20 protein-coding genes are annotated in these 22,246 nt (G+C 70.9%); 11 read left to right on the plus strand and 9 right to left on the minus strand.

The features are described from left to right. Positions 1-81 precede the first annotated feature (81 nt). Positions 82-2,820 carry a pyruvate dehydrogenase (acetyl-transferring), homodimeric type gene (gene aceE, locus ACIA5D_RS40655; protein WP_396035867.1) on the plus strand — a complete coding sequence of 913 codons (2,739 nt, stop codon included), beginning with the start codon at positions 82-84 and terminating at the stop codon, positions 2,818-2,820. A gap of 74 nt (positions 2,821-2,894) precedes the next feature. Beyond that, the gene (locus tag ACIA5D_RS40660; protein WP_396035868.1) at positions 2,895-4,985 is read left to right on the plus strand and encodes a methyl-accepting chemotaxis protein; all 2,091 of its coding nucleotides are present in this window, start codon (positions 2,895-2,897) and stop codon (positions 4,983-4,985) included. Positions 4,986-4,988: 3 nt separating this feature from the next. Here the strand turns inward: ACIA5D_RS40660 and ACIA5D_RS40665 are convergent, their stop codons facing one another. Continuing rightward, a complete protein-coding gene (locus ACIA5D_RS40665) occupies positions 4,989-5,522 on the minus strand; it encodes a dihydrofolate reductase family protein (RefSeq protein WP_396035870.1) in 534 nt (177 codons plus the stop codon). Positions 5,523-5,600: 78 nt separating this feature from the next. Between ACIA5D_RS40665 and ACIA5D_RS40670 the strand changes: the two genes are divergently transcribed. The 3 genes from ACIA5D_RS40670 to ACIA5D_RS40680 all read left to right on the plus strand — a co-directional run bounded on the left by ACIA5D_RS40670 (position 5,601) and on the right by ACIA5D_RS40680 (position 9,305). After that, the gene (locus ACIA5D_RS40670) at positions 5,601-6,842 is read left to right on the plus strand and encodes an MFS transporter (protein ID WP_396035871.1); all 1,242 of its coding nucleotides are present in this window, start codon (positions 5,601-5,603) and stop codon (positions 6,840-6,842) included. A 13-nt stretch (positions 6,843-6,855) separates the two neighbouring features. Next, on the plus strand, positions 6,856-8,262 hold the full coding sequence (gltX, locus tag ACIA5D_RS40675; RefSeq protein ID WP_396035872.1) for a glutamate--tRNA ligase: 1,407 nt from the start codon (positions 6,856-6,858) through the stop codon (positions 8,260-8,262). 398 nt (positions 8,263-8,660) lie between these two features. Next, complete coding sequence (locus ACIA5D_RS40680; protein ID WP_396035873.1) at positions 8,661-9,305, plus strand: hypothetical protein; 645 nt, start codon at positions 8,661-8,663, stop codon at positions 9,303-9,305. Positions 9,306-9,593: 288 nt separating this feature from the next. On the opposite strand, the gene ACIA5D_RS40685 is transcribed toward ACIA5D_RS40680, so the two are convergent. The 4 genes from ACIA5D_RS40685 to ACIA5D_RS40700 form a co-directional block, all read right to left on the minus strand. Then, positions 9,594-10,367, minus strand: a complete 774-nt coding sequence (locus ACIA5D_RS40685; RefSeq protein WP_396035875.1) for a hypothetical protein — start codon at positions 10,365-10,367, stop codon at positions 9,594-9,596. After that, complete coding sequence (locus ACIA5D_RS40690; RefSeq protein ID WP_396035876.1) at positions 10,364-10,840, minus strand: RNA polymerase sigma factor; 477 nt, start codon at positions 10,838-10,840, stop codon at positions 10,364-10,366. The genes ACIA5D_RS40685 and ACIA5D_RS40690 overlap by 4 nt, the downstream gene beginning before the upstream one ends. A gap of 47 nt (positions 10,841-10,887) precedes the next feature. Further along, the gene (locus ACIA5D_RS40695) at positions 10,888-11,565 is read right to left on the minus strand and encodes a TetR/AcrR family transcriptional regulator (RefSeq protein WP_396035878.1); all 678 of its coding nucleotides are present in this window, start codon (positions 11,563-11,565) and stop codon (positions 10,888-10,890) included. Between the two features lie 69 nt (positions 11,566-11,634). Beyond that, positions 11,635-11,862, minus strand: a complete 228-nt coding sequence (locus ACIA5D_RS40700) for a hypothetical protein (protein ID WP_396035880.1) — start codon at positions 11,860-11,862, stop codon at positions 11,635-11,637. Positions 11,863-12,159: 297 nt separating this feature from the next. Between ACIA5D_RS40700 and ACIA5D_RS40705 the strand changes: the two genes are divergently transcribed. The 5 genes from ACIA5D_RS40705 (at position 12,160) to fabF (ending at position 16,922) form a co-directional block, all read left to right on the plus strand. Continuing rightward, complete coding sequence (locus ACIA5D_RS40705; RefSeq protein WP_396035881.1) at positions 12,160-13,353, plus strand: PucR family transcriptional regulator; 1,194 nt, start codon at positions 12,160-12,162, stop codon at positions 13,351-13,353. Positions 13,354-13,508: 155 nt separating this feature from the next. Beyond that, positions 13,509-14,444: an ACP S-malonyltransferase gene (locus tag ACIA5D_RS40710; protein ID WP_396035882.1), complete on the plus strand. Its 936-nt coding sequence runs from the start codon at positions 13,509-13,511 to the stop codon at positions 14,442-14,444. Next, entirely contained in the window at positions 14,441-15,394 is a 954-nt protein-coding gene (locus tag ACIA5D_RS40715) for a beta-ketoacyl-ACP synthase III (protein WP_396035883.1), read from the plus strand. Before ACIA5D_RS40710 ends, ACIA5D_RS40715 begins: the two co-directional genes overlap by 4 nt. Before the next feature lie 57 nt (positions 15,395-15,451). Further along, positions 15,452-15,694: an acyl carrier protein gene (locus ACIA5D_RS40720; protein ID WP_020516670.1), complete on the plus strand. Its 243-nt coding sequence runs from the start codon at positions 15,452-15,454 to the stop codon at positions 15,692-15,694. Between the two features lies 1 nt (position 15,695). Then, positions 15,696-16,922 (plus strand): beta-ketoacyl-ACP synthase II, encoded by a 1,227-nt coding sequence (gene fabF, locus ACIA5D_RS40725; RefSeq protein ID WP_396035884.1) that lies wholly within the window; start codon positions 15,696-15,698, stop codon positions 16,920-16,922. 187 nt (positions 16,923-17,109) lie between these two features. Here fabF and ACIA5D_RS40730 read toward each other — a convergent pair whose 3' ends face one another. The 3 genes from ACIA5D_RS40730 to ACIA5D_RS40740 all read right to left on the minus strand — a co-directional run bounded on the left by ACIA5D_RS40730 (position 17,110) and on the right by ACIA5D_RS40740 (position 20,481). Then, a complete protein-coding gene (locus tag ACIA5D_RS40730) occupies positions 17,110-18,102 on the minus strand; it encodes a hypothetical protein (protein WP_396035885.1) in 993 nt (330 codons plus the stop codon). 78 nt (positions 18,103-18,180) lie between these two features. Continuing rightward, a complete protein-coding gene (locus ACIA5D_RS40735) occupies positions 18,181-19,869 on the minus strand; it encodes a glycoside hydrolase family 3 N-terminal domain-containing protein (protein ID WP_396035886.1) in 1,689 nt (562 codons plus the stop codon). 120 nt (positions 19,870-19,989) lie between these two features. Continuing rightward, positions 19,990-20,481 carry a DUF3145 domain-containing protein gene (locus tag ACIA5D_RS40740; RefSeq protein WP_396035887.1) on the minus strand — a complete coding sequence of 164 codons (492 nt, stop codon included), beginning with the start codon at positions 20,479-20,481 and terminating at the stop codon, positions 19,990-19,992. 232 nt (positions 20,482-20,713) lie between these two features. On the opposite strand from ACIA5D_RS40740, the gene ACIA5D_RS40745 reads away from it, so the two are divergent. After that, the gene (locus ACIA5D_RS40745) at positions 20,714-21,040 is read left to right on the plus strand and encodes a hypothetical protein (RefSeq protein ID WP_396035888.1); all 327 of its coding nucleotides are present in this window, start codon (positions 20,714-20,716) and stop codon (positions 21,038-21,040) included. Between the two features lie 472 nt (positions 21,041-21,512). Here the strand turns inward: ACIA5D_RS40745 and ACIA5D_RS40750 are convergent, their stop codons facing one another. Further along, positions 21,513-22,133 (minus strand): carbonic anhydrase, encoded by a 621-nt coding sequence (locus ACIA5D_RS40750; protein ID WP_396035889.1) that lies wholly within the window; start codon positions 22,131-22,133, stop codon positions 21,513-21,515. Between the last annotated feature and the right edge of the window lie 113 nt (positions 22,134-22,246).

The following is a 22,246-nucleotide window of genomic DNA, read 5'->3' on the forward strand; positions in this document are numbered from 1 at the left end:
AAGGGGGCAGGATGGAGGCCTATCCGAGTGACTCACACAATGGGCCGCCCGGTTTCCGACACCCGACCAAGAGGATTGCCTGTGGCCACGGAGCGCAAGCGCCCGGTGATCAGCGATGGACTGCCGAGCCAGCTTCCCGACATCGACCCCGAGGAAACCAACGAGTGGGTCGAGTCGCTCGACGGAGTCATCGACGAACGCGGCGCGAAAAGAGCCCGCTACATCATGTTGCGCCTGCTCGAGCGGGCCCGGGAGCGACAGGTCGGCGTTCCGCCACTGACCTCCACCGATTACATCAACACGATCCCGCCGGAGCAGGAGCCCTGGTTCCCCGGCGACGAGTTCGTCGAGCGCCGTATCCGGGCGTACATCCGGTGGAACGCGGCGATGCTGGTGCACCGCGCGCAGCGACCCGAGATCGGCGTCGGCGGCCACATCTCGACGTACGCGTCGAGCGCCAGCCTCTACGAGGTCGGCATGAACCACTTCTTCAAGGGCAAAGATCACCCCGGCGGTGGCGACCACATCTTCTTCCAGGGCCACGCCTCGCCCGGCATGTACGCGCGCGCGTTCCTCGAGGGCCGGCTGAGCACCGACCAGCTCGACGGGTTCCGGCAGGAGCTGTCGCACCCCGGTGGCGGCCTGCCGTCGTACCCGCACCCGCGCCTGATGCCGAACTTCTGGGAGTTCCCGACGGTCAGCATGGGCCTCGGCCCGCTGAACGCGATCTACCAGGCCCGGTACAACCGCTACCTGCAGAACCGCGGCATCAAGGACACCTCGCAGCAGCACGTCTGGGCGTTCCTCGGCGACGGCGAGATGGACGAGGTCGAGTCGCTCGGCGCAATCGGCCTGGCCGCCCGCGAGGAGCTCGACAACCTGACCTTCGTCATCAACTGCAACCTGCAGCGCCTCGACGGCCCGGTCCGCGGCAACGGCAAGGTGATCCAGGAACTCGAGTCGTTCTTCCGCGGCGCCGGCTGGAACGTGATCAAGGTGATCTGGGGCCGGGAGTGGGACCCGCTGCTCGCCGCCGACACCGACGGCGCCCTGGTCAACCTCATGAACGTGACGCCCGACGGCGACTACCAGACCTACAAGGGCGAGTCCGGCGCGTACGTCCGGGAGAACTTCTTCGGCCGCGACCCGCGCACCCGCAAGCTGGTCGAGGGCATGTCCGACGACGAGGTGTGGAACCTCAAACGCGGCGGCCATGACTACCGCAAGCTCTACGCGGCGTACAAGGCGGCCACCGAGCACACCGGCCAGCCGACCGTGATCCTCGCCAAGACGATCAAGGGCTGGACCCTGGGCTCGCACTTCGAGGCCCGCAACGCGACGCACCAGATGAAGAAGCTGACCCTCGACGACCTCAAGGGCTTCCGGGACCGCCTCTACCTCGAGATCAGCGACAAACAGCTCGAGGAGAACCCCTACCTCCCGCCGTACTACCACCCCGGCGAGAAGTCCGACGAGATGCAGTACATGCTCGAGCGCCGCCGCGAACTGGGCGGCTCCATCCCGTCCCGGCGCACGAAGCACAAGTCGCTGGCCATCCCCGAGTCGAAGCAGTTCGGCGACGTCAAGCGGGGCAGCGGCAAGCAGAAGGTCGCGACCACGATGGCCTTCGTCCGGTTGCTGAAAGACCTGATGAAGGACAAGGAGTTCGGCGCGCGCTGGGTGCCGATCATCCCGGACGAGGCGCGTACGTTCGGCATGGACTCGCTGTTCCCGACCAAGAAGATCTACTCGCCGCACGGCCAGACGTACACCTCGGTCGACCGGGAGCTCTTCCTGTCGTACAAGGAAGCGACCAACGGCCAGATCCTGCACGAGGGGATCAACGAGGCCGGGTCGACGGCGAGCTTCATCGCGGCCGGCACCTCGTACGCCACCCACGACGAGCCGATGATCCCGCTGTACATCTTCTACTCGATGTTCGGGTTCCAGCGGACGGCGGACGAGCTGTGGGCGGCCGCCGACCAGATGACGCGGGGCTTCCTGCTCGGCGCCACCGCCGGCCGCACCACGCTGAACGGCGAGGGCCTGCAGCACGAGGACGGCCACTCGCTGCTGATCGCGGCGACCAACCCGGCGGTCGTGGCCTACGACCCGGCGTACGCGTTCGAGATCGCGCACATCGTCGAGAACGGCCTGCACCGCATGTACGGCGAGAAGCAGGAGAACGTCTTCTACTACCTCACCATCTACAACGAGCCGATCCTGCAGCCGGCCGAGCCGGCGGGCATCGACGTCGAGGGCCTGCTCAAGGGCATCTACCGCTACCGGGCGGCGCCCGAGACCACCGGGCCGAAGGCACAGATCCTCGCCTCGGGCACCGGCATGGGCTGGGCGCTCAAGGCGCAAGATCTGCTCGCTCAGGATTGGGGCGTCTCGGCCGACGTCTGGTCGGTGACCTCGTGGACCGAGCTGCGGCGCGACGCCGTCACCACGGAAGAGCACAACCTGCTCAACCCGGCCGACCAGCCGCGCAAGCCGTACATCCAGCAGAAGCTGGAAAGCACGGAGGGCCCGGTCGTCGCGGTCAGCGACTTCATGCGGGCGGTGCCCGACCTGATCGCCCGCTGGGTGCCGGGCGACTACACGTCGCTGGGCACCGACGGCTTCGGCATGAGCGACACCCGGCACGCGCTGCGCCGCCACTTCCACGTCGACGCCGAGTCGGTGGCCGTGGCCACGCTGCGCCAGCTGGCGCTGCGCGGCAAGGTCCCGATGCACGTGCCGGCCGAGGCGGCCAAGAAGTACGCGATCGACGACGTCTCGGCGGCCCCGGTCGGCGAGACCGGCGGCGACAGCTAAACCGGACTGAGGCCCCATCGGCGACGGTGGGGCCTCAGAACGTTCGCGAACGTGCCGAAGGGCACTAAGTGAAGATGAGTCACCGGTTGCTGGCTCTCGGCCTGGGTGGGGTGCTCGGCACCGCCGCGGTGCTCGTCGCCGTCGGCGCCTGGGAGAGCGGCAACTTCGCCGAGAGCACCCAGTCCGAGGTGCAGGCCCAGAACGCCGAGAGCCTCGACCGCACGACCGCCGACGTCACCACGCTGGTCAACTCGGTCGGCGACGACGTGCAGAGCCTGGTCGACCAGCAGATGACCGCCGCCGACGTGTTCCTGTCCCAGCGGGGCGGCGCTCGCCTCGCCTCGGCCACCACCACGTGGACCGCCACCAACCAGGTGACGAAGGCCAAGAAGACGGTCACCGTCCCCCGGATGATCGTCGAGGGCAACGTCCTCAACGGCAACGACGACCAGGCCACCACGCGCTTCGTTCAGCAGACGAAGGATCTGGTCGGCGGCGAGATCACGGTCTTCCAGCGGATCAACGACGCCGGCGACCTGCTGCGGGTCGACACCACGATCAAGGGCAACGTCGGCACGTACATCCCGGCGGTCGGCGCGGACGGCAAGGCGAACGCCGTGGCCACCGCGATCAAGTCGGGCAAGGGGTACCGGGGCGTCGCGCAGGTCGTGGGCACCCCGTTCATCACCGGGTACGACCCGATCAAGGACTCCTCCGGCGCGGTGATCGGCGCACTGTTCGCGGGCGTGCCGCAGGCCGACGCGCTGTCCAGCCTGAAGACGGCGATCGCCGGCACGAAGGTCGGCGACAACGGCTGGACCTCGGTCTTCAGCACCTCGGCGGCGGACGCCGGCCGCGTGGTCGCCTCCAGCCTCGAGAACCAGACCGGCGAGACCGTGCTGGACGCGACCGACGCCAACGGCAAGAAGTACGTCGAGGAGATCGTCGCGAAGGCGCCGGCGCTCGGCGACGACGAGACCTGGCGGACCACCTACAACCTGCCGGGCTCCTCGAACGGCAAGGCCGGCTCGACCACGACGACCGTGGCGTACTACAAGCCGTACAGCTGGGCGATCACGATCGGCGGCTACGACGCCGACGCGAACGGCGCGATCGAGGCTGTCCGCGACGGGCGGCGCGACATGCTGTTCTCGTTCGCGCTGGCCGCGATCCTGCTGGCGATGGCCGGCGGCATCATGGCGGTCGTGCAGGCCCGGAGCATCGCGCGGCGCCTCAAGAAGCTGACCGACGGGCTGTCCCGGCTCGCGCACCGCGACCTGACCGTCAAGATCGACGTGCACGGCACCGACGAGATCGCGGTGGCCGGCGAGGAGCTGAACACCGCCGTCGCCGAACTGCGCAACGTCATGACCGAGGTGACCAGCGCGTCGCACGAGGTGTCGACGGCCGCCCAGCACGTGGCCGCCAACGGCGGGGTGCTGTCCTCGTCGGCGGACGCCGCCGCGAGCCGGGCCGGTTCGGTCAACGTGGCCGCCGAGGGCGTCTCCAGCGTCGTGCAGACGGTCGCGGCCGGCGCCGAGGAGATGGGCGCCTCGATCTCCGAGATCTCCCACAACGCACAGGACGCGGCGCAGGCCGGCCGGGACGGCGTGCAGCTGACCGCGGCCGCCGCCGGCGTCATCGCCGAGCTACGCGGCTCGACCGCCCAGATCGCCGACGTGGTGCGGCTGATCGCCAGCATCGCCGAGCAGACCAACCTGCTCGCCCTGAACGCCACGATCGAGGCGGCCCGGGCCGGCGAGACTGGCAAGGGGTTCGCCGTGGTCGCCAACGAGGTCAAGGAGCTGGCCCAGGAGACGGCCCGGGCCACCGAGGACGTGACCTCGCGGGTCGCCGCGATCGAGGGCGACACCACCCGGGCGGTCTCCGCGATCGAGGCCATCACAGCCCGGATCGCGCAGGTCAACGACTACCAGACGGCGATCGCCGCGGCGGTGGAGGAGCAGGCCGCGACGACCGCCGAGATGGCACGCAACATCTCCGAGGTCGCCTCGGGCAGCCGGGACATCGCCGAGGGCATCGGCGTGGTCAGCGGCGCGGTGGAGGGCACCCGGCAGACGGTGACCGCGTCGCACGAGGCGGCCGGCGAGCTGAACGCGACCGCGAGCCGCCTGACCGGCCTGGTCGGCCGCTTCACCGTATAGGAATCACGCCGGCACGTACGTGATGACCTCGACACCGGTCGTCGTCTTCCAGCTGTCGGTGAGCTCGAGGGCGATCTTGGTGCCGTCGTCCCAGAGCTTGCGGCCCTCGCCCTGCACGACCGGGTAGATCATGATGCGGTACTCGTCGATCAGGTTGTGCTTGGTCAGGTAGTTGACCAGCGACGCGCTGCCGTTGACCAGCAGGGTGCCCGGCTCGGACTTGAGCTTGGCCACCGCGCCGGCGACCTCGCCCTGGAGGAACGTCGCGTTCCATTCCGGCGTGGCCAGCGTGGTGGTGGCGACGTGCTTGGGCATCGAGTTCATCTTCACGCCGAAGTCGCCGGTCTCGGCCTCCATCTGCGGCCAGGCGGCCTTGAAGCCCTCGTACGTCTTGCGGCCCAGCAGCAGCGCGTCGGCCTCGCGCAGGTTGGCGGCCTGCCAGTTGCCCAGCTCGTCGTTGAAGTAGGGCCCGCTCCAGGCCGGCTCCTCGAAGACGCCATCCAGCGTCACGTACTCGACCGCGACAACCATGCCCATCGGCCCATCATGCCCCATTCCGGCTCTCGTCAAGCTGTCTGACCTTCCGTAAGCTCTGCGCTACGGAGAGGAGGCTCGATGGCCCTGACCCAGGGAGTTCCCGCGCTGGCCGAGCCCGTCGTACCCGTCCGGCGCTCCTGGATCGGCCTGCTGTTCGCCGCCAACCTGGGCCTCTGGATGGCTTACTACACGCCGCTGCAGGTGCTGCTGCCCGAGCAGATCGAAGACCTCGGCGTCGCGCACAAGGAACTCTGGCTCGGCATCGTCACCGGCATCGGCGCGATCGTCGCCGTCGTGGTCAACCCCCTGGCCGGCGCGCTCTCCGACCGCACCCGCCCGCGCCTGTTCGGCCGCGAGTTCGGCCGCCGGCACGTCTGGACCGCCTCCGGCGCGCTGCTCGCCTTCGTCTGCCTGATCGTGCTCGCCGTCGCGCCCAACCTCTTCTGGATCACGCTCGCCTGGGCCGTCGCCAACATCGGCATCAACATCATGCTGGCCACGCTGACCTCGGCGGTTCCCGACCGGGTGCCGGTCGACCAGCGCGGGCTGGTCTCCGGCTGGATCGGCATGCCGGTGGCGCTCGGGCTGGTGCTCGGCGCCGTCCTGGTCACCGCCGTCGTCACCACCCCGCCCCCCGGCTATCTGATCATCGCGATCGGGCTCCTCCTGCTGGTCGCGCCGTTCGTGCTGCGCACCCCGGACGACGCGCTCGGCGACGTGCGCATCCCCCGGATCAACTTCCGGCTCGACCTGCGCGGCAACCCCGACTTCGCCTGGGCCTGGGTCACCCGGTTCCTGGTCATGCTCGGCAACGCGCTCGGCACGCTCTACCTGCTGTACTTCCTCACCGACGCGGTGCAGCTCGATGACCCCGAGACCGGCCTGCTCTATCTGATCCTGCTCTACACCGTCGGCATGATCAGCACGGCGATGCTCGGCGGCTGGCTCTCCGACCGGGCCGGCAAACGCAAGGTCTTCGTGGTCTGGTCCGGCGTGGTCATCGCGGTCGCCGCGACCCTGCTCGCCCTCTGGCCGACCTGGCCGGTCGCCATGGTGGCCGCGCTGCTGTTCGGCGCGGGCTTCGGCGTCTACCTCGCGGTGGACACCGCGGTCGTCACCCAGGTGCTGCCGGCCGCCACCGACCGGGCCAAGGACATCGGCGTCATCAACATCGCCCCGTCGGTGTCGCAGGCGCTCGGCCCGGTGCTGGCCGCCCCCGTGGTGGCCTTTCTCGGCGGCTATCCCACGCTCTTCGCGCTCACCGCGGTCACCAGTCTCGCCGGAGCACTGGCCGTGCTGAAAATCCGATCGGTGACCTAGGTACCCTTAGAAGGTGACTGTTCGCGTACGTTTCGCCCCGTCCCCGACCGGCATGTTCCACGTCGGCGGCGCCCGCTCCGCGCTGCAGAACTGGATCTATGCCAAGCAGCACGACGGCGTCTTCGTGCTCCGCATCGAGGACACCGACGCCGCCCGCAACCGTCCGGAGTGGACCGAGGGCATCCTCTCGGCGCTCGACTGGATCGGCATCGAGCGGGGCACGTACGAAGGCCCCCACTACCAGTCGTCCTACGCCGCCGACCACGCCGCCGCCGCGACCCGCCTCTACGGCGAGGGCAAGGCCTACTACTGCGACTGCAAGCGCGAAGACGTCATCGCCCGCACCGGCAGCCAGCACGCCGGCTACGACGGCTTCTGCCGCGACCGGGGTCTCGGCCCGGGCGAGGGCCGCGCGCTGCGCTTCCGCACGCCCGACGAGGGCGAGACCGTGGTGGAAGACCTCGTGCGCGGCAAGCCCACGTTCGAGAACAAGCTGATCGAAGACTTCGTGATCGCCCGCGGCGACGGCTCCCCGCTGTTCCTGCTGGCCAACGTCGTCGACGACATGACCATGGGAATCACCCACGTGATCCGCGCCGAGGAGCACCTGCCCAACACGCCCAAGCAGCAGATGCTGTGGGAGGCGCTGGGCCACACCCCACCGGTGTGGGCGCACGTCCCGGTCATCGTCAACGAGAAGCGGCAGAAGCTGTCGAAGCGCCGCGACAAGGTCGCCCTCGAGTCGTACCGCGACGAGGGCTACCTGGCCGCCGCCATGAAGAACTACCTGATGCTGCTCGGCTGGGCGCCGTCCGGCGACCGCGAGATCGTCCCCTGGTCGGTGGTCGAGGACGAATACCGCATCGAGGACGTCAGCCACGCCTCGGCGTTCTTCGACATCAAGAAGCTGCGCGCGTTCAACGGCGACTACATCCGCGCGCTCGCGCCCGACGAGTTCGCCGCGTGCTGCGCGCCCTGGCTGCAGGGCACCGACACGATCCCGGCCCCGCCGTGGCGCCCCGAGGCCTTCGACATCCAGGTCTTCACCGCGGTCGCCCCGCTCGCGCAGACCCGCATCGCGGTGCTCTCCGAGATCGTGGAATACGTCGACTTCCTTTTCCTCGACGAGCCGGTCCGCGACGAGGCCTCCTGGGCGAAGGCGATGAAGGGTGACGCCGCCGAGATCCTCGACGCGGCCGCGAGGGCGTTCGAGGCGCTCGAGGACTGGTCGGCCGAGCCGCTCAAGGCCGCCCTGGAAGAGGTCGGCCTGGCCCGCGAGCTGAAGCTCGGCAAGACCCAGGCGCCGGTGCGGGTGGCGGTGACGGGCCGCTCGGTGGGCCTCCCGCTCTTCGAGTCCATCGAGGTTCTGGGTCGCGAGCGCACGCTGCATCGGTTGCGCTCCGCCCGCGCCGAGCTTTAAGACCCTTTCCCGTACGGGGTGAGCACAGCTCCTTGAGTGAGCTGGCTCACCCCGAATTTGTTGCACGCCGGACCCAACTTTTCGCCTTTATCGCAATCACCGCGTGCTACGCCATCGCTTGCCGTCGTTCCGGTAACGAAAACGTCTGAGCGGGTGACCGGGCCCCCACGTCCTTGCTCGGACTGGGTACTATTCGGCCCGCTGATCAACGGCCGCTGTCGTCTCGTCGGTCATCCCCAGATGGCTCCAATTCGTCCGGCTCGAGATGCGCCCGGACGCCAGTCCGGGGAGGCTGAAGGGGCCTCGGCCGTGCCGCGATCCACCGTCGCGGCGCGACCAGCGGCGCGCGAAGCCATGTCCACCACGGGGCGGGAGGCCGGACGATGGTTCGAGGGGCGATGACACGCTTGCTGTCGGCGGCCGGGGCGATTGCTGTCGCCGGCGCGCTGGCTCTCGGGACTGCCCCGGCGGCGCAGGCCGCACCGAAACCGCCCGCCAAGCCGACCAGCATTCAGATCAAGGGCACCGACGTCTCGGGCACGCTCATCGTCGACCAGACCGACGGCACCCGCCTGTTCGACACGCTGCTCGCCGAGGTCAACTGGATGGCGTCGGCCAAGCCGCAGACGGTGGCGCCCAAGGCCGACAAGCTCGGCCCCAAATTCACGCTGACCGTGGTGGCCAAGACCATCCCGCTGCAGGTCTACGACCTGTATCCGATGGCCGCCGGCGGTCCCCGCGCGCACCGCCCGGCCAACCAGCCCAGCGGCAAGAAGGCCGACGGCTGGTTCTACGGCCGCCTGACGATGTCCGAGACGCTGCGCCTCAGCGGCGTCCCACTCAAGGCCAGGCCCGACGTCGTGGGCGGCGGCATCGGCGGCGGCGTCGGCGAAGACATCAGCGTCGGCGAGCTCGACCCGGTGGCCGGCGTCAACGGCTTCCTCTCCCGCATGCGCGAGCTGCTGCTGCTCAACGGCGCGGTACTGATCGTGATCCTGTTCGGCCTCGCCGGCATCGCGTTCGTGATCCGCCGCCGGGTCTAGGCATCTCCGGGTTCAAGGACCCGAAGCGCCCCTCCGGCTCGTTCATCTTCGCCGGCCCAGATCAGCCCGCGCCGCGCAGCTCTGCTCACCAATACGCGCAGCTTTGCTCTGCTCACCAATACGCCCACCGCGGCGGTGACCACGGCGGTGCGAGTGGCCCGGTGCGCCCCGCCCGCCTACGGCGCGCCGCGGGTGCGCGTATTGGTGAGCAGAGCAAGGCCCCGAGGATGGCCGGCTGCTGACCCCCAACGCCGACCCGCTCCAGTCGCGCGGGGTTGCTCGCACGAGCTAGTCGGCCGGCAGCGGCACCGGCACCTTGAAGGCGGGGCATGCGCCCGACGACGGGCCCGAGCACTGCTCGGCGGCGCCGAAGGCGTTGAAGAGCCGCCGGTCGGTGGCGACCTGCTCGATCTGCGCGCCGGTCAGCCCCGGCTTGCCCCACGGGGCGTTGTCGGCGCCGCGCTCGCCGGTGGCCATCACGGCGACCGTGCGGCCGTCCGTGATGCGCCGGGCGATCGTCTGGTGCACCTGCCAGTCGAGGTCCCGGTCGTCGTCGTAGCGGACGTACTCGATGCCGGCCGGCGCCCACTCGGTGTGCGCGCACTTGCCGGGGGCGGCGAGCACCGGAAAGCACAGATCCTCGGCGACCGAGTACACGGCGACCTCGACCGTGCCGCGAGGCTTGCCGTCCTTGTCGACGACCGAATACTGCCGCCAGCCGCTGCCGCGCTCGGGCGGCCGCGGGTAGATGTGCAGCTTCCCGCCGTCGACGATCGGGGCGATCAGCGCGAGCACCGGGTCGGCGACGGCCGAGGGCAGCGGAGGGGCGCTGGAGGGCGCGGCGACCGGCGTGGAGCCGGCCGTGGTCGGCATGAGGGCGGTGGTGAGCGCATACCCGGTCGCCACGATCACGGCCACCGCGGCGACGCCGGCCGCTACCAGCACCCGGGTGCGGCGGCGGCGCAACCGGTCGGCGCGGCGGAAGACCGCGTCGATCTCGTCGCCCAGCTCGGGCTCGCCGTCGAGGACGTGCTCGAGGAGCCGGTTCAGCTGCACGCTCATCCGGCCAGCGCCGCCTCGGAGTCGGTGAGCAACTGCTCGAGGGCGGTCAGGCCGGCCCGCTCGTAGGCGGCGACCCGCTCGTCGTCGAGGTCGAGCATCGCGCCGACGGCGTCCACGTCGAACCCGTCCCAGTGCCGCAGCACCAGCACCGCCCGGCAGCGCGGCGCGAGCTTGTGCAGCGCGTCGAGCAGCAGGATGGACTCGGCCTCGACGCCTTCGGCGCCGGCGGAGGCTACGAAGACGTGCTCGCGGCGGCGGTTCCGGCGGCGGCAGGCTTCCATGAGATCCGCGTACGCGTAGACGTCCGGGTCGGCGACCGCGCCGCGCCGGGTGTCGGCCACCACCCGGGCCAGGCAGGCTTCGGTGAGCTCGGTGGCCAGATCCCAGTCGCCGCACATGAGGAACGCCGAGCGGCGCAGGTGCGGGAGGCGGCTGGTCACGAAGTCGCGCAGACCATCATCGTCGCCGGGCATAGTCCCTTTATAGGGAAATATGCGTAGTGGGGGGCGTCAAACCCGGATCAGGTCGCCCGGACGGCGACTTCCACGAGGCGTACGAGATCGGCCAGGTCCGCCTCGAACTCCCGTTCCCCGGCCTCGCCCCGCTCCCCGGCCTCGCCCCGCGCCGAGCCCGGAAGGCCGCCGGTGACCTCGCCGGTCGCGTAGCCCAGCAGGAACGCGCAGATCATCCGGGCCAGCCGCGGTATCCGGTCGCCGGGCATCCCGGCGTCGTGCAGGATGCCGCGTAGCGCCGCGGTGAGCCAGGAGGCCGACGCGCCCGCCGCGGACCGGTTCAGCAGCAGCGGGAAGGCGCCGGGATGGGCGTACGCGAGCTGCCGCACGGCCCGGCCCAGCGCGCGCAGCCGCCGGCGCCAATCGTGGTCGGCGCCCTCGCAGCCAGAGCCCGCGTGACCAGCGTCCTCGCGACCGGGACCCTGGCGACCAGCACCCTCGCCGCCTGGGACCTCGTGATCAGCGCCCTCGCCGCCCGGGCCCTTGCCGACGGACGTGCCCAGCTCTTGGTGCAGCAGGTCGACCAGCCCGTCGAGAAGCGCGTCCTTGCCGCCCACGTAGGGGTAGAGCGCCATCGAGGTGAGCCCGACCCGCTCGGCCACCGCGCGCATCGACATCGCGGCCAGACCGCGCTCGTCGACCAGCGCGAGCGCCTGGTCCAGGATCAGCCGTCTCTTGTCGTCCACACCTCACCGTGTCGGTGTAGCGCCCCGCGTGCGCCAGGGCGCGCCGGGCGGCTCACCCGAGAGGGTGAGTCAGCACCAGCGGCCGGGTGGGCGGCCGCGGCCCGTGGATTTGCGGCGCGGTCGCACCGCGCCGTGCAGATGGGCTCCCGCCCAGCCCCGCAGCTCGGTGCGGCAGCCCATGCGGCTCGATACGGGCGGCTCGTCCTCGACGGCAGGCGCCATCGGCAGGATCGGCTGTGCGTCCTCGAGCGCTGGATCGATGTCGGCGCGCAGCGGCCCGTTCTCCGGTTCCGTCATCTCGCCTCCCCCAACCTTCACGCGGTGTCACATCGGCGTTGTGGCGCCCGGCTTTACCTTTCCGGCCGGGTGAGCCGGGCAACGCTAATGCGCCACCATGCCAGGTCACCGACCGAAATCGCGGGAGGGGCACACTGCTATCCCGGCAAATAGCTCAAACTGGTACATAGGTCCCGCGCATTCCCTCGCATATCCCCCTCCACCTGCGGTCTTGGTCGTTGCCGGGCGTATCGCCCCGAGCGGGACAGAGCGGTTGCGAGAGGGTCGTCGATGACGACGCGTGGCAGGCTGTGACGCGTGGCAGAGCGCGTACGTCCCGCCGGAACGGCCAAACCCCCGCTCGCCGCCACCCTGCGCCGCATCGAGCGCAGCGCCGGCGGGCTCGCGAGCTCGGCCGTGGCCCGCATGGACGAGACGCTCCCCTGGTTCCGCGCGCTCCCCGCCGACCAGCGCTCCTGGGTCATGCTCGTCGCCCAGGCCGGCGTCCGCTCGCTGGTCGAGTGGCTCCGCTCGGGCGGCGCGGTCGCCACCACCCAGGAGATCTCCGACGAGGTCTTCGCGGCCGCGCCCCGCGCGCTGGCCCGGTCGATCACGCTGACCCAGGCGGTCCAGCTGATCAAGGTGACCATCGACGTGGCCGAGTCCGAGGTCGGCGAGCTGGCCGCGGCCGGCGAGGAGGAGGCGCTGCTCCAGGCCATCCTCAAGTTCTCCCGCGAGATCGCGTTCTCGGCCGCGCGGGTCTACGCCCGAGCCGCCGAGTCGCGCGGCGCATGGGACGCCCGGCTGCAGGCCATGCTGGTCGACGCGCTGCTTCGCGGCGACTCGTCGGACGTGCTGGCCAGCCGGGCCGCCGCGCTGGGCTGGGCGGACGCGCCACCCGTCGCCGTCGTGGTCGGCCGCTCCCCGGGCGGCGAGATCACTTCGGTGCTGCACGCCGTCTACCGCGCCGCCCGCCGCGCCCGGCTCGAGGTGATCGGCGGCGTGCACGGCGACCGCCTCGTCGTGGTGATGAGCGGGGTCACCGACCCGGCCGCGAGCGCCGCCGCGCTGGCCTCCAGCTTCGGCGAGGGGCCGGTCGTGGTCGGCCCGGCGGTGCCCTCGCTCGACCAGGCCACCGAATCGGCCCGGGCCGCGCTGGCCGGGTTCCGCGCGGCCGCCGCCTGGCCCGGCGTGCCCCACCCGGTGGCGGCCGACGACCTGCTGCCCGAACGCGCGCTCGCCGGCGACATGGCGGCCCGGCGCATGCTGCGCCATGACGTGTACGGCGCGTTGCACCGCGCCGGCGGCGGCCTGCTCGAGACACTGGACGCCTACTTCGCCTCGGGCGGAGTGCTGGAGAGCGCGGCCCGCGAGCTCTACGTCCACCCCAACACGGTCCGCTACCGGCTCAAACGGGTTGCCGAGGTGACCAGCCTCTCCCCGCTCGACGGGCGGGACGCGTTCGCGCTGCGGCTCGCGATGACGATCGGCCGGCTCGATCCTGCGACCTAAATCACCAACCGCTCGTTCACCTTTTGCACCACCACAAAAGCCTCTCAATCGGGGCACTGACCGGGGGGTTTTGTAGGATTCCCACAACGGTGGTCGTAGGGTTTCGTTGCCGCCGTCAACCACGGAAACCCGCCCTATCCGGAAGAGTCAGAACCGTGCTCGCCCTACTCTCGCCCGGCCAGGGCTCCCAGAAGCCTGGCTTCCTGACGCCCTGGCTCGACCTCCCCGGCTCCGAGGCCCGCCTGCGGGAGTGGTCCGCCCTGTGCGGCGTCGACCTGCTCCACCTCGGCACGGCGGCCGACGCCGACGAGATCAAGGACACCGCCCGTACCCAGCCGCTGCTGGTCGCCACGGCGCTGCTCGCCGCCGAGCACCTGGCCCTCGAGGAGGTCGGCGTGGCCGCCGGCCACAGCGTCGGCGAGCTCGGCGCGGCCGCCCTCGCCGGGGTGTTCTCCGCCGACACCGCCGTCACCCTGGCCGGTGTCCGCGGGCGCGAGATGGCCGCGGCCTGCGCCCTCGAGCCCACCGGGATGAGCGCCGTCCTCGGCGGCGACCCCGACGAGGTGGTGGCCACCATCGAGCGGCACGGCCTCTACCCCGCCAACCGCAACGGCGCCGGCCAGATCGTGGCGGCCGGCTCGCTCGACGGCCTGGCCAAGTTCGCGGCCGAGCCGCCGGCCAAGGCGCGGGTCATCGCGCTTCAGGTCGCCGGGGCTTTCCACACGCCGTACATGAAGCCGGCCGAGACCGCGCTCGGCGCGTTCGCCGCCGACGTGACGGTGACCGACCCCGCACGCACGCTGCTCTCCAACCTCGACGGCGCCGCCGTCGCCCAGGGCGGCGAGATGCTCCAGCGCCTGGTCCGCCAGGTCACCGCACCGGTCCGCTGGGACCTGTGCATGCGCACGCTCAAGGAGCTCGGCGTCACCGGCGTCGTCGAGCTGCCGCCGGCCGGAACCCTGGCGGGCCTGATCAAGCGCGAGCTCAAGGGCGACGGCGCCCCCGAGATCGTCACCCTGAACACCCCGGACGACCTGCCCGCCGCTCGCGACCTGATCGCCCGGCACGGTATTGGAGGAACAGCACGATGACAGCCGCGGGTTCCCGCATCGTCGCGCTCGGGCACTACCAGCCCTCGCGCATCGTCACCAACGACGACCTGGCCAGCACCATCGACACCAACGACGCGTGGATCAAGGACCGGGTCGGCATCGCCGAGCGGCGCATCGCCGACGCCGAGACCGTCGCCGACATGGCCACGTACGCCGCCGAGAAGGCACTGGCCGGCTCGGGCCTGTCCGCCGCCGACATCGACCTGGTCACGGTCGCCACCTGCACCTCGATCGACCGCTGCCCCAACGTCGCGACCCGGGTCGCCGCCCGGCTCGGCATCACGGCGCCGGCCGCGTACGACCTGAACACCGCCTGCTCCGGCTTCTCGTACGCGCTCGGCACCGCCGACCACGCGATCCGGGCCGGCGCGGCGCGCAACGCCATCGTGATCGGCGCCGAGAAGCTCTCCGACGTGACCGACTGGACCGACCGCACCACCGCCGTGCTCTTCGGCGACGGCGCCGGCGCGGCCGTGGTCACCGCGGCGCCCGAGGGCGAGCAGGCCGGCATCGGCCCGGTGCTCTGGGGCTCGGCGCCCGACAAGGGCGACGTCCTGCGCATCGAGGGCTGGCAGCCGTACATCCAGCAGGAGGGCCAGATCGTCTTCCGCTGGGCGACCACCGCGCTGGCCCCGTTCGCGCTGGAGGCCTGCGAGAAGGCCGGCGTCGCGCCGTCCGAGCTCGCGGCCTTCATCCCGCACCAAGCCAACACCCGCATCATCGACGGCATCGTGAAGCGGCTCGGCCTCGGCCCCGACGTGGTCATCGCCAAGGACCTGGTCGAGTCGGGCAACACCTCGGCGGCGAGCATCCCGCTGGCCCTGTCCAAGCTGGTCGAGCGTCGCGAGGTGCCCTCGGGCGCCCCGGTCCTGCTCTTCGGCTTCGGCGGCGGCCTCACCTACGCCGGTCAGGTCGTTCGCTGCCCGTGACGGGCGGACCGACCCAGCCGGAACACTTCACCACCATTTGAGAGGAATACCCAAGAAATGGCAACTCGCGAAGAGATCACTTCCGGCCTCGCCGAGATCCTGGAGGAGGTCGCCGGGGTGAACCCGGACGACGTCGCCGAGGAGAAGTCCTTCACCGACGACCTGGACGTCGACTCGCTGTCCATGGTCGAGGTGGTGGTGGCGGCCGAGGAGAAGTTCGGCGTCAAGATCCCCGACAACGAGGTCCAGAACCTCAAGACCGTCGGGGACGCCGTTTCCTACATCGAGGCGAATCACTGACATGAGCAATGTAGACGTCGTCGTCACCGGGCTCGGCGCGACGACCCCGTTGGGCGGGGACGTCGCGTCCACCTGGGACGCAATGGTCGCCGGCCGCTCCGGGGTGGGTCCGCTCACCCAGGAGTGGGCGGCCCAGCTCCCGGTTCGTATCGCCGCGGAGCTCGCCGTGGAACCCTCCGAGGTCATCGAGCGGGTCCGCCTGCGCCGGCTGGACCGCTCCGAGGCGATCGCGCTGATCGCCGCGAAGCAGGCCTGGGCCGACGCCGGCCTCGAGGATGCCGGGGTCGACTCCGAGCGCCTCGCGGTCAGCTTCGGCAGCGGCATCGGCGGAGCCACCACCCTGCTCAACCAGGACGACATCCTGGAACAGTCCGGCCCTCGCCGGGTCAGCCCGCACACCGTGCCGATGCTCATGCCGAACGGCCCGGCCGCCCACGTGGGCCTGGAGTTCGGCGCCAAGGCCGGCGTGCGCGCCATGGCCAGCGCGTGTGCCACCGGCGCGGAGGCGATCGCCCTCGGACTCGACCTGATCCGCGCCGGCCGGGCCGACGTGGTGATCGCCGGCAGCACCGAGGCGGTGATCCACCCGCTGCCGATCGCCGGCTTCGCCTCGATGCGCGCCATGTCGACGCGCAACGACGAGCCCGAGAAGGCGTCCCGCCCCTGGGACAAGAACCGCGACGGATTCGTCCTCGGCGAGGGTGCCGGCGCGGTCATCCTCGAGCGCGCCGACCACGCCGCGGCCCGCGGCGCCCGGGTCTACGCGCGCCTGGGCGGCGCCGGCATCACCTCCGACGGGTACGACATCGTCCAGCCCGACCCGGAGTGCGCCGGCGGCATCCGCGCCATGCAGATGGCGATCCGCGACGCCGGCCTGACCGGCGCCGACATCAAGCACGTCAACGCCCACGCCACCTCGACCCCGGTCGGCGACATGGGTGAGATCAAGGGCATCCGGGTCGCGATCGGCAACCACCCGGTCGTCACGTCGACCAAGTCGATGACCGGTCATCTGCTCGGCGCGGCCGGCGCGCTCGAGTCGATCGCCACAATCCTGGCCATCCGGGACAGCGTCGTGCCGCCCACGATCAACCTCGACGACCCGGACGACCGGCTCGACCTGGACGTGGCCGCCCACAAGGCCCGTCCGCTGGACATCCCCGCCGCCGTGAACAACTCGTTCGGCTTCGGCGGGCACAACGTCGCGCTGGTCTTCGCCCGCGACTGACCGCTCGCTCGTGCTGCGGGAGCGCCCTGCCGGGGCGCTCCCGCTGTCATGTGGCGAGCGAGACCGTCACGTGGCGAGCGAGACCGTCACGTGGCGAGCGAGACCGTCACGTGGTGAGCGAGACCGTCACGTGGTGAGCGAGACCGTCACATGGTGAGCGAGACCGTCACGTGGTGAGCCCGACCGCTCATGTGGTGAGCGAGACCTCGAATCCGGAACCGACCGGCTTGGCGCTGCCGGCGACGGAGAACCGCAGATCGCCGCTGCCGTGCCGCGCGGCGCCGGACCGGTCGACGAAATCGGCCGTCCAATGCGCCACGCCGTCTCCGGAGAGCGAGACGACCAGTCCGCCGAGGACCTCGGTGACCTTCGGCGTGACCGACGGGTACGTGGCGATCGACCACTTCACCCGCGCCTTCGTGCCCGGCACGTCGAGCCGGAACGGGCATCCCGCCGGCTTCGCGCTGCTGCCGGTCGTACATGCGTCGAGGTCCCGGCGGACCTGGGCCTGGATCTTCGCAGCCGCGTTCCCGGTCAGATCCGGCACGCTGAAGCTCACCCCCGCCGCCACGCCGCCCATCACCACCTCCGGCACGACGATGAACGACTGCCCGTCGAACAACGCGTTCCCGTCGACCGCCACCTCGTACGACCCGGGGAAGACTCCGGTGCTCAGGTCTTCCTTGCCCAGCTCGACGCCGTTCACGGTGACCGGACGGCCCTGCACGCCGGAGACCGACAGCCCGATGAGCGCGTCGCGCAGGCGGTAGCTGCCGCTGCCGCCGGCTACGCCCACGGTTTGCCGCACGGTCGTGCCGCGCGCCTGGTAGGTGACGTCCACGAGGGCCGCGCCGGAGGTCTGCCGGGCCGCGCTGACCTGGACGGCGGCCGGGCGACGCTCCGGGCCGAGCGCGGCGTCGGTCAGCAGCGGATCCGCGGCGAGGTCGAATCCCGGTACCGGCTCCACATAGGCCAGAGCCGCCCGCGCGTCGCCGGCGGCCAGCGCGTCGAAGAATCCCCGCACCGCGTTTTCCGGACCGGGCGGCGCCGCGACCTCGCGCGATCCGGTGGCGCCGGGCGATCCGGTGGCGGCGATGACGATCGTGGCGACGCCGACCGCCGCCAGAACCACGGCGGAGATCACGAAGGCGCGGCCACGGGTGCCGGGTGAGAGACGCATCGCCCCCCAGAGTTCGAGGCTTGGTCAGTCGCAGGCTATCCGCGGGCCACCGGCGCCAACAGACATCGAACGGCCTGACTATCGACAGGCGGTGGCCGGCAATCCTGGCACGGCCACCGGCGACTTGCCGGTCGCCTTCGCCTTGCCGGCGACGACCGCGGCCAGGGCGGTCAGCGACAGCTTGCTCGACGAGTACGTGGCGATCAGCGCCGGGGACTTCGCGGATGCCAGCAGGTACGGCGTGTCCATCATGACGGTCATGGCGGCGGCCGGATTCAGGTCGACGGCCTTGTCCCCGTACCCGACGAGGTGAATGATCTTGCCACCCGCGGCTTGGACGTTGACGCCGGCCGCTTGCAACGCCCGCACCAGGTTGACCCGGGCAACCTCGCGGCCCTCGGCCGCGGTGACCGTGACCGGGCCGGCGAGCAGGGCGCCCGTGCAGCCGCCGCGCAGGACGGTGATCGACGCGGCATCCAGTGCGGAAACCGCCTGCTGGTGCGCCGGTGCGCCGATCACCGACAAGCCGGGCGCCGCAACCCGGTGTGCCTTCAGGGTGAGGATCCGGGTCACGGCCTCGACCAGGCGCTCCCGCTTGAGCGTGCCGTTCTTGAGGCCGGCCAGGATGCCGTCCCGGGCGCCCGCGATGTCCGGTGGCATCAGCAGCATGTCGTTGCCCGCGTTCAGCGCGCGCACCGCGGCTTCGCCGGCCGGCCACTTCATGGCGGGTGGCATGTTCATGGCGTCGGTGATCGCCACCCCGGTGAACTTGAGCGTCCCGCGCAGCTCGTCGGTCATGACCTTGTGCGAGAAGGTGGCCGGCGTCCCCTTGTCGAGCGCCTGCACATCGAGGTGGCCGGACATCACGACGCCCGCGCCCGCCGTCACGCCCGCCCGGAACGGCGGCAGATCCTGCGCCGCCCACTGCTGCGCGGTCTGCGCCACCACCGGCAGTCCCTCATGGCTGTCGCCGCTGGTGTGTCCGTGGCCCGGGAAGTGCTTGAGGCCGGCCGCGACGCCCGCCGACTGAAGCCCGCGCACGGCCGCGGTGACCTGCGCGGCGTTCGCCTTGGGGTCGGCGCCGAACGAGCGGGAGCCGATCACCGTGTTGGTCGGCGGGCCCAGCGTGTCGGCGACCGGCGCGAAATCGACGGTGATGCCCATCGCGGCCAGCTCCTCGCCGGCCGCGCGCCAGGCGGCCTCGGTGAGCGCGGGCCGGCCGGCGGCGCCGGCGGCCATCGCCGAGGGCAGCGCGGTCACGCCCTCGGTGATGCGGGTGACCACGCCGTACTCCTGGTCGGTGCCGATCGTCAGCGAAGGGATCCCGGCCTGCTGGGCGGCCGCCTGGAGTCCGTCGGTGAGCTTGCGGACCTGTTGCGGACTCTCCACGTTGGTCGCCGGGTTGGTGGAGCCGGTCGGGTCCTGCGCGGTGAAGCCGACCAGGATCAGGCCGCCGAGGTGGAACTTCGCGACCATCTCGGCCGGAGTGTCCACACCCGCGAGGCTGCGGTTGCCGGCTGCCGAGGTCTTGTCCACCGTGGTCGCGTCACTGCCGTACGCGTACGGCATGAGGACCTGACCCGCCAGATCGACGTCGCTCATCGCGGCGGCCACGGCGGCGGGGTCTCCGGTGGACGCCACGCTCGACGGGGCCTGCGTCGCGGCCGGGGCGCTCGACGCCCCCGGTGGAGCCGGCTGCTTGTCCGCACCGCACGATGCCATCAGCAGCGCGGGGACGACCAGAGCAGCGAGTCGCAGTCTCCTCATCACGCCCGCCATCGAAGCAGTCCGCCCCCAGTCGCGCAAAATCGGGGGTTATCTCCGTGAATGTTGCCTAGTGTCTGGTTTGCAAATGGCGCGAGCCACTGAGGTACGAGCCCGGCCGGCTCAGCCCACCCGGGTGAGCAGCGTGACCGGCGCGCCGTCGCCCGCGTACCGGTAGGGCTCGAGCTCGACGTCCCACGCCGTCCCGAGCGCCTTCTCGAGCGCATGCGAAAGAGCCTCCGGCGCACGCGCGGAGTCCATGATCACGCGCAGCCGGTCCTCGCCGATCTGGATGTCCCCCGAAGCGCCCATGATCCCGTGAAAGAGGCCTCGGCCGGGCACGTGCATGAACCGCTCGCCGTCCACGCCCGGGCTTGGCTCTTCGGTAACCTCGAAACGGATCATGGGCCACTGCCGGAGGGCAGCAGCCAGCTCGGCGCCAGTCCCGGCCCGACCGGTCCAGCTGCACTCGGCCCGCCGCGCGCCCGGATCGACGGGCTGCGTGGTCCATTGCAGATTGACCGGCGCGGTCAGGACGCGCGCGATCGCCCACTCGACGTGCTGGCACACGGCAAGTGGGGTCGAGTGGACGTATACGACGCCACACGTTGGCACGGTGACCTCCCGGAGACCGAGGTGCGTCTTCCCCTACGACCTCGACCGCGGTTGATCGTGTCCCATGATGCCGGTTGGTACTGATGGTGCGCCAGAGAATCGGCAACATCGACATCGGAGCTGCCGTAGTGGCACATCCTTCTCAACGCCCGTACCTGCTCGGACGGCACGGCACCAGGGGCATCGTGTAGAGTTGCTACGGCCTTTTTTCTGCTTCTCAAGGAGTACCGCCGTGGCGACCAACACCTCGAAGACCGCCCGCGCATCAGTCCGCGCCGGCCAGAGCACCGGTGGCGCTCTGAGCGTGCTCGGTGAGTACAAATACGTCATCCCGCTTGCCAACGGCCGCTTCGCCTACGTGCGCAACCTGACCAACGGCAAGACCGCGCACCTCAAGACCGACTCCGAGGCCTTCATCGAGGAGATCCGCATCCTCGCCGCGGCCGGCCACGGCGCCAAGATCCGCGCCGAGCTCGAGTCCCTCGAGGCCGCCAACCCGCAGCACGGCTGGGCCTCGACCGAGAAGCGCCTCGTCGACGCCGGCGTCTTCGAGGGCTGAGCACCGGCTCCTGATCTGCGCAAAAGGCGCCCCCGGACTGCCGGAGGCGCCTTTTTCGCGCCCTCTGATCATCATCCCACCGATGATCACCAAGGCATGATCCCGGCAAAACCCCCTCAAGCATACAAACCCCCCATGCAGTGCGACCTTGATGAGTTGCCGCGCGCGGCGAACAGGAAATCACCATCGCGCGAAGCGCGGGCGGCAGCTATGACGGCGACCTGCCGCGCTCGCCGCTATAGCGCGCGCCCAGAGCGCCCACGCACGCGGCCGAAGCGGCGGCATCACCCTCAGCCACCGACTCCCCCGCCTTGGCGAACCCAGCGCAACCACCCGGTGAGCGCAAGCGGTCGCACTCGGAGCCCGACCACGATGCGGCGGGGCGGGCCACCCCCGGGCGCCGGAGAAGAGGCGCGGGCGGGCATTGACGCGAGGAGGCGGGGCCGGGCTGAGCCCGTACGATATATGGCTTTTAGGGGAGAAGGTCGACCCAGCCGGTGTCGAGGTCGTAGACCGCGCCCACGACGTCCACGCGCCCGGCTGCCACCGCCTCTGCGACGCCCTCGATCTCTCGCATGCGCGCGACCGTGCGGGTTACGTGGGTGCGCATGGCCTTGTCGGCAACCGTCGGGTCGTCGAGAGCCAGCGAGCTGACCGCGGGGGCGATCTGGTCGACCAGGTAGCCGATGTCGCCGGAGGGGCGGTCGGCGGTGCGGAGGGCGTCGACCGTCGACTGGACGGCGCCGCAGCGTTTGTGGCCCAAGACCATGATCAAGGGGACGCCGAGCTTGGCCACGGCGAAGCCCACGGAGCCCAGAACGGCGCGGTCGACCACGTGGCCGCCGGAGCGGACCACGCAGATGGAGCCGAAGGTCTGGTCGAAGATCGCTTCCAGGGGGACCCGGGAGTCGATGCAGCCGATGACGACCGCGTGCGGCTGCTGACCGCCCGATGCGGCGGCGGCCGCGGAGACCTGGTGGCCGTGCTCGGGGCGGCTGCTGACGAAGCGTTTGTTGCCGGCGACCAACTCGGCCAGCGCGTCGGCGGCGTTGGCGATCGGCGCGGGCTGCGGGGCCGACGGGTCGATGGTCATGAAGGGAATTCTCGCCGAGTTCGGCCGAGGGAACAGGGAGTGCGAGACAAGTCACGGAATGCTGACGTACGCGTGGGTTGCGACCGGTCGGGCAAATGGCCATAAATCAGCCT

This window comes from Actinoplanes sp. NPDC051513 (assembly GCF_044454685.1).
Classification (GTDB): domain Bacteria; phylum Actinomycetota; class Actinomycetes; order Mycobacteriales; family Micromonosporaceae; genus Actinoplanes.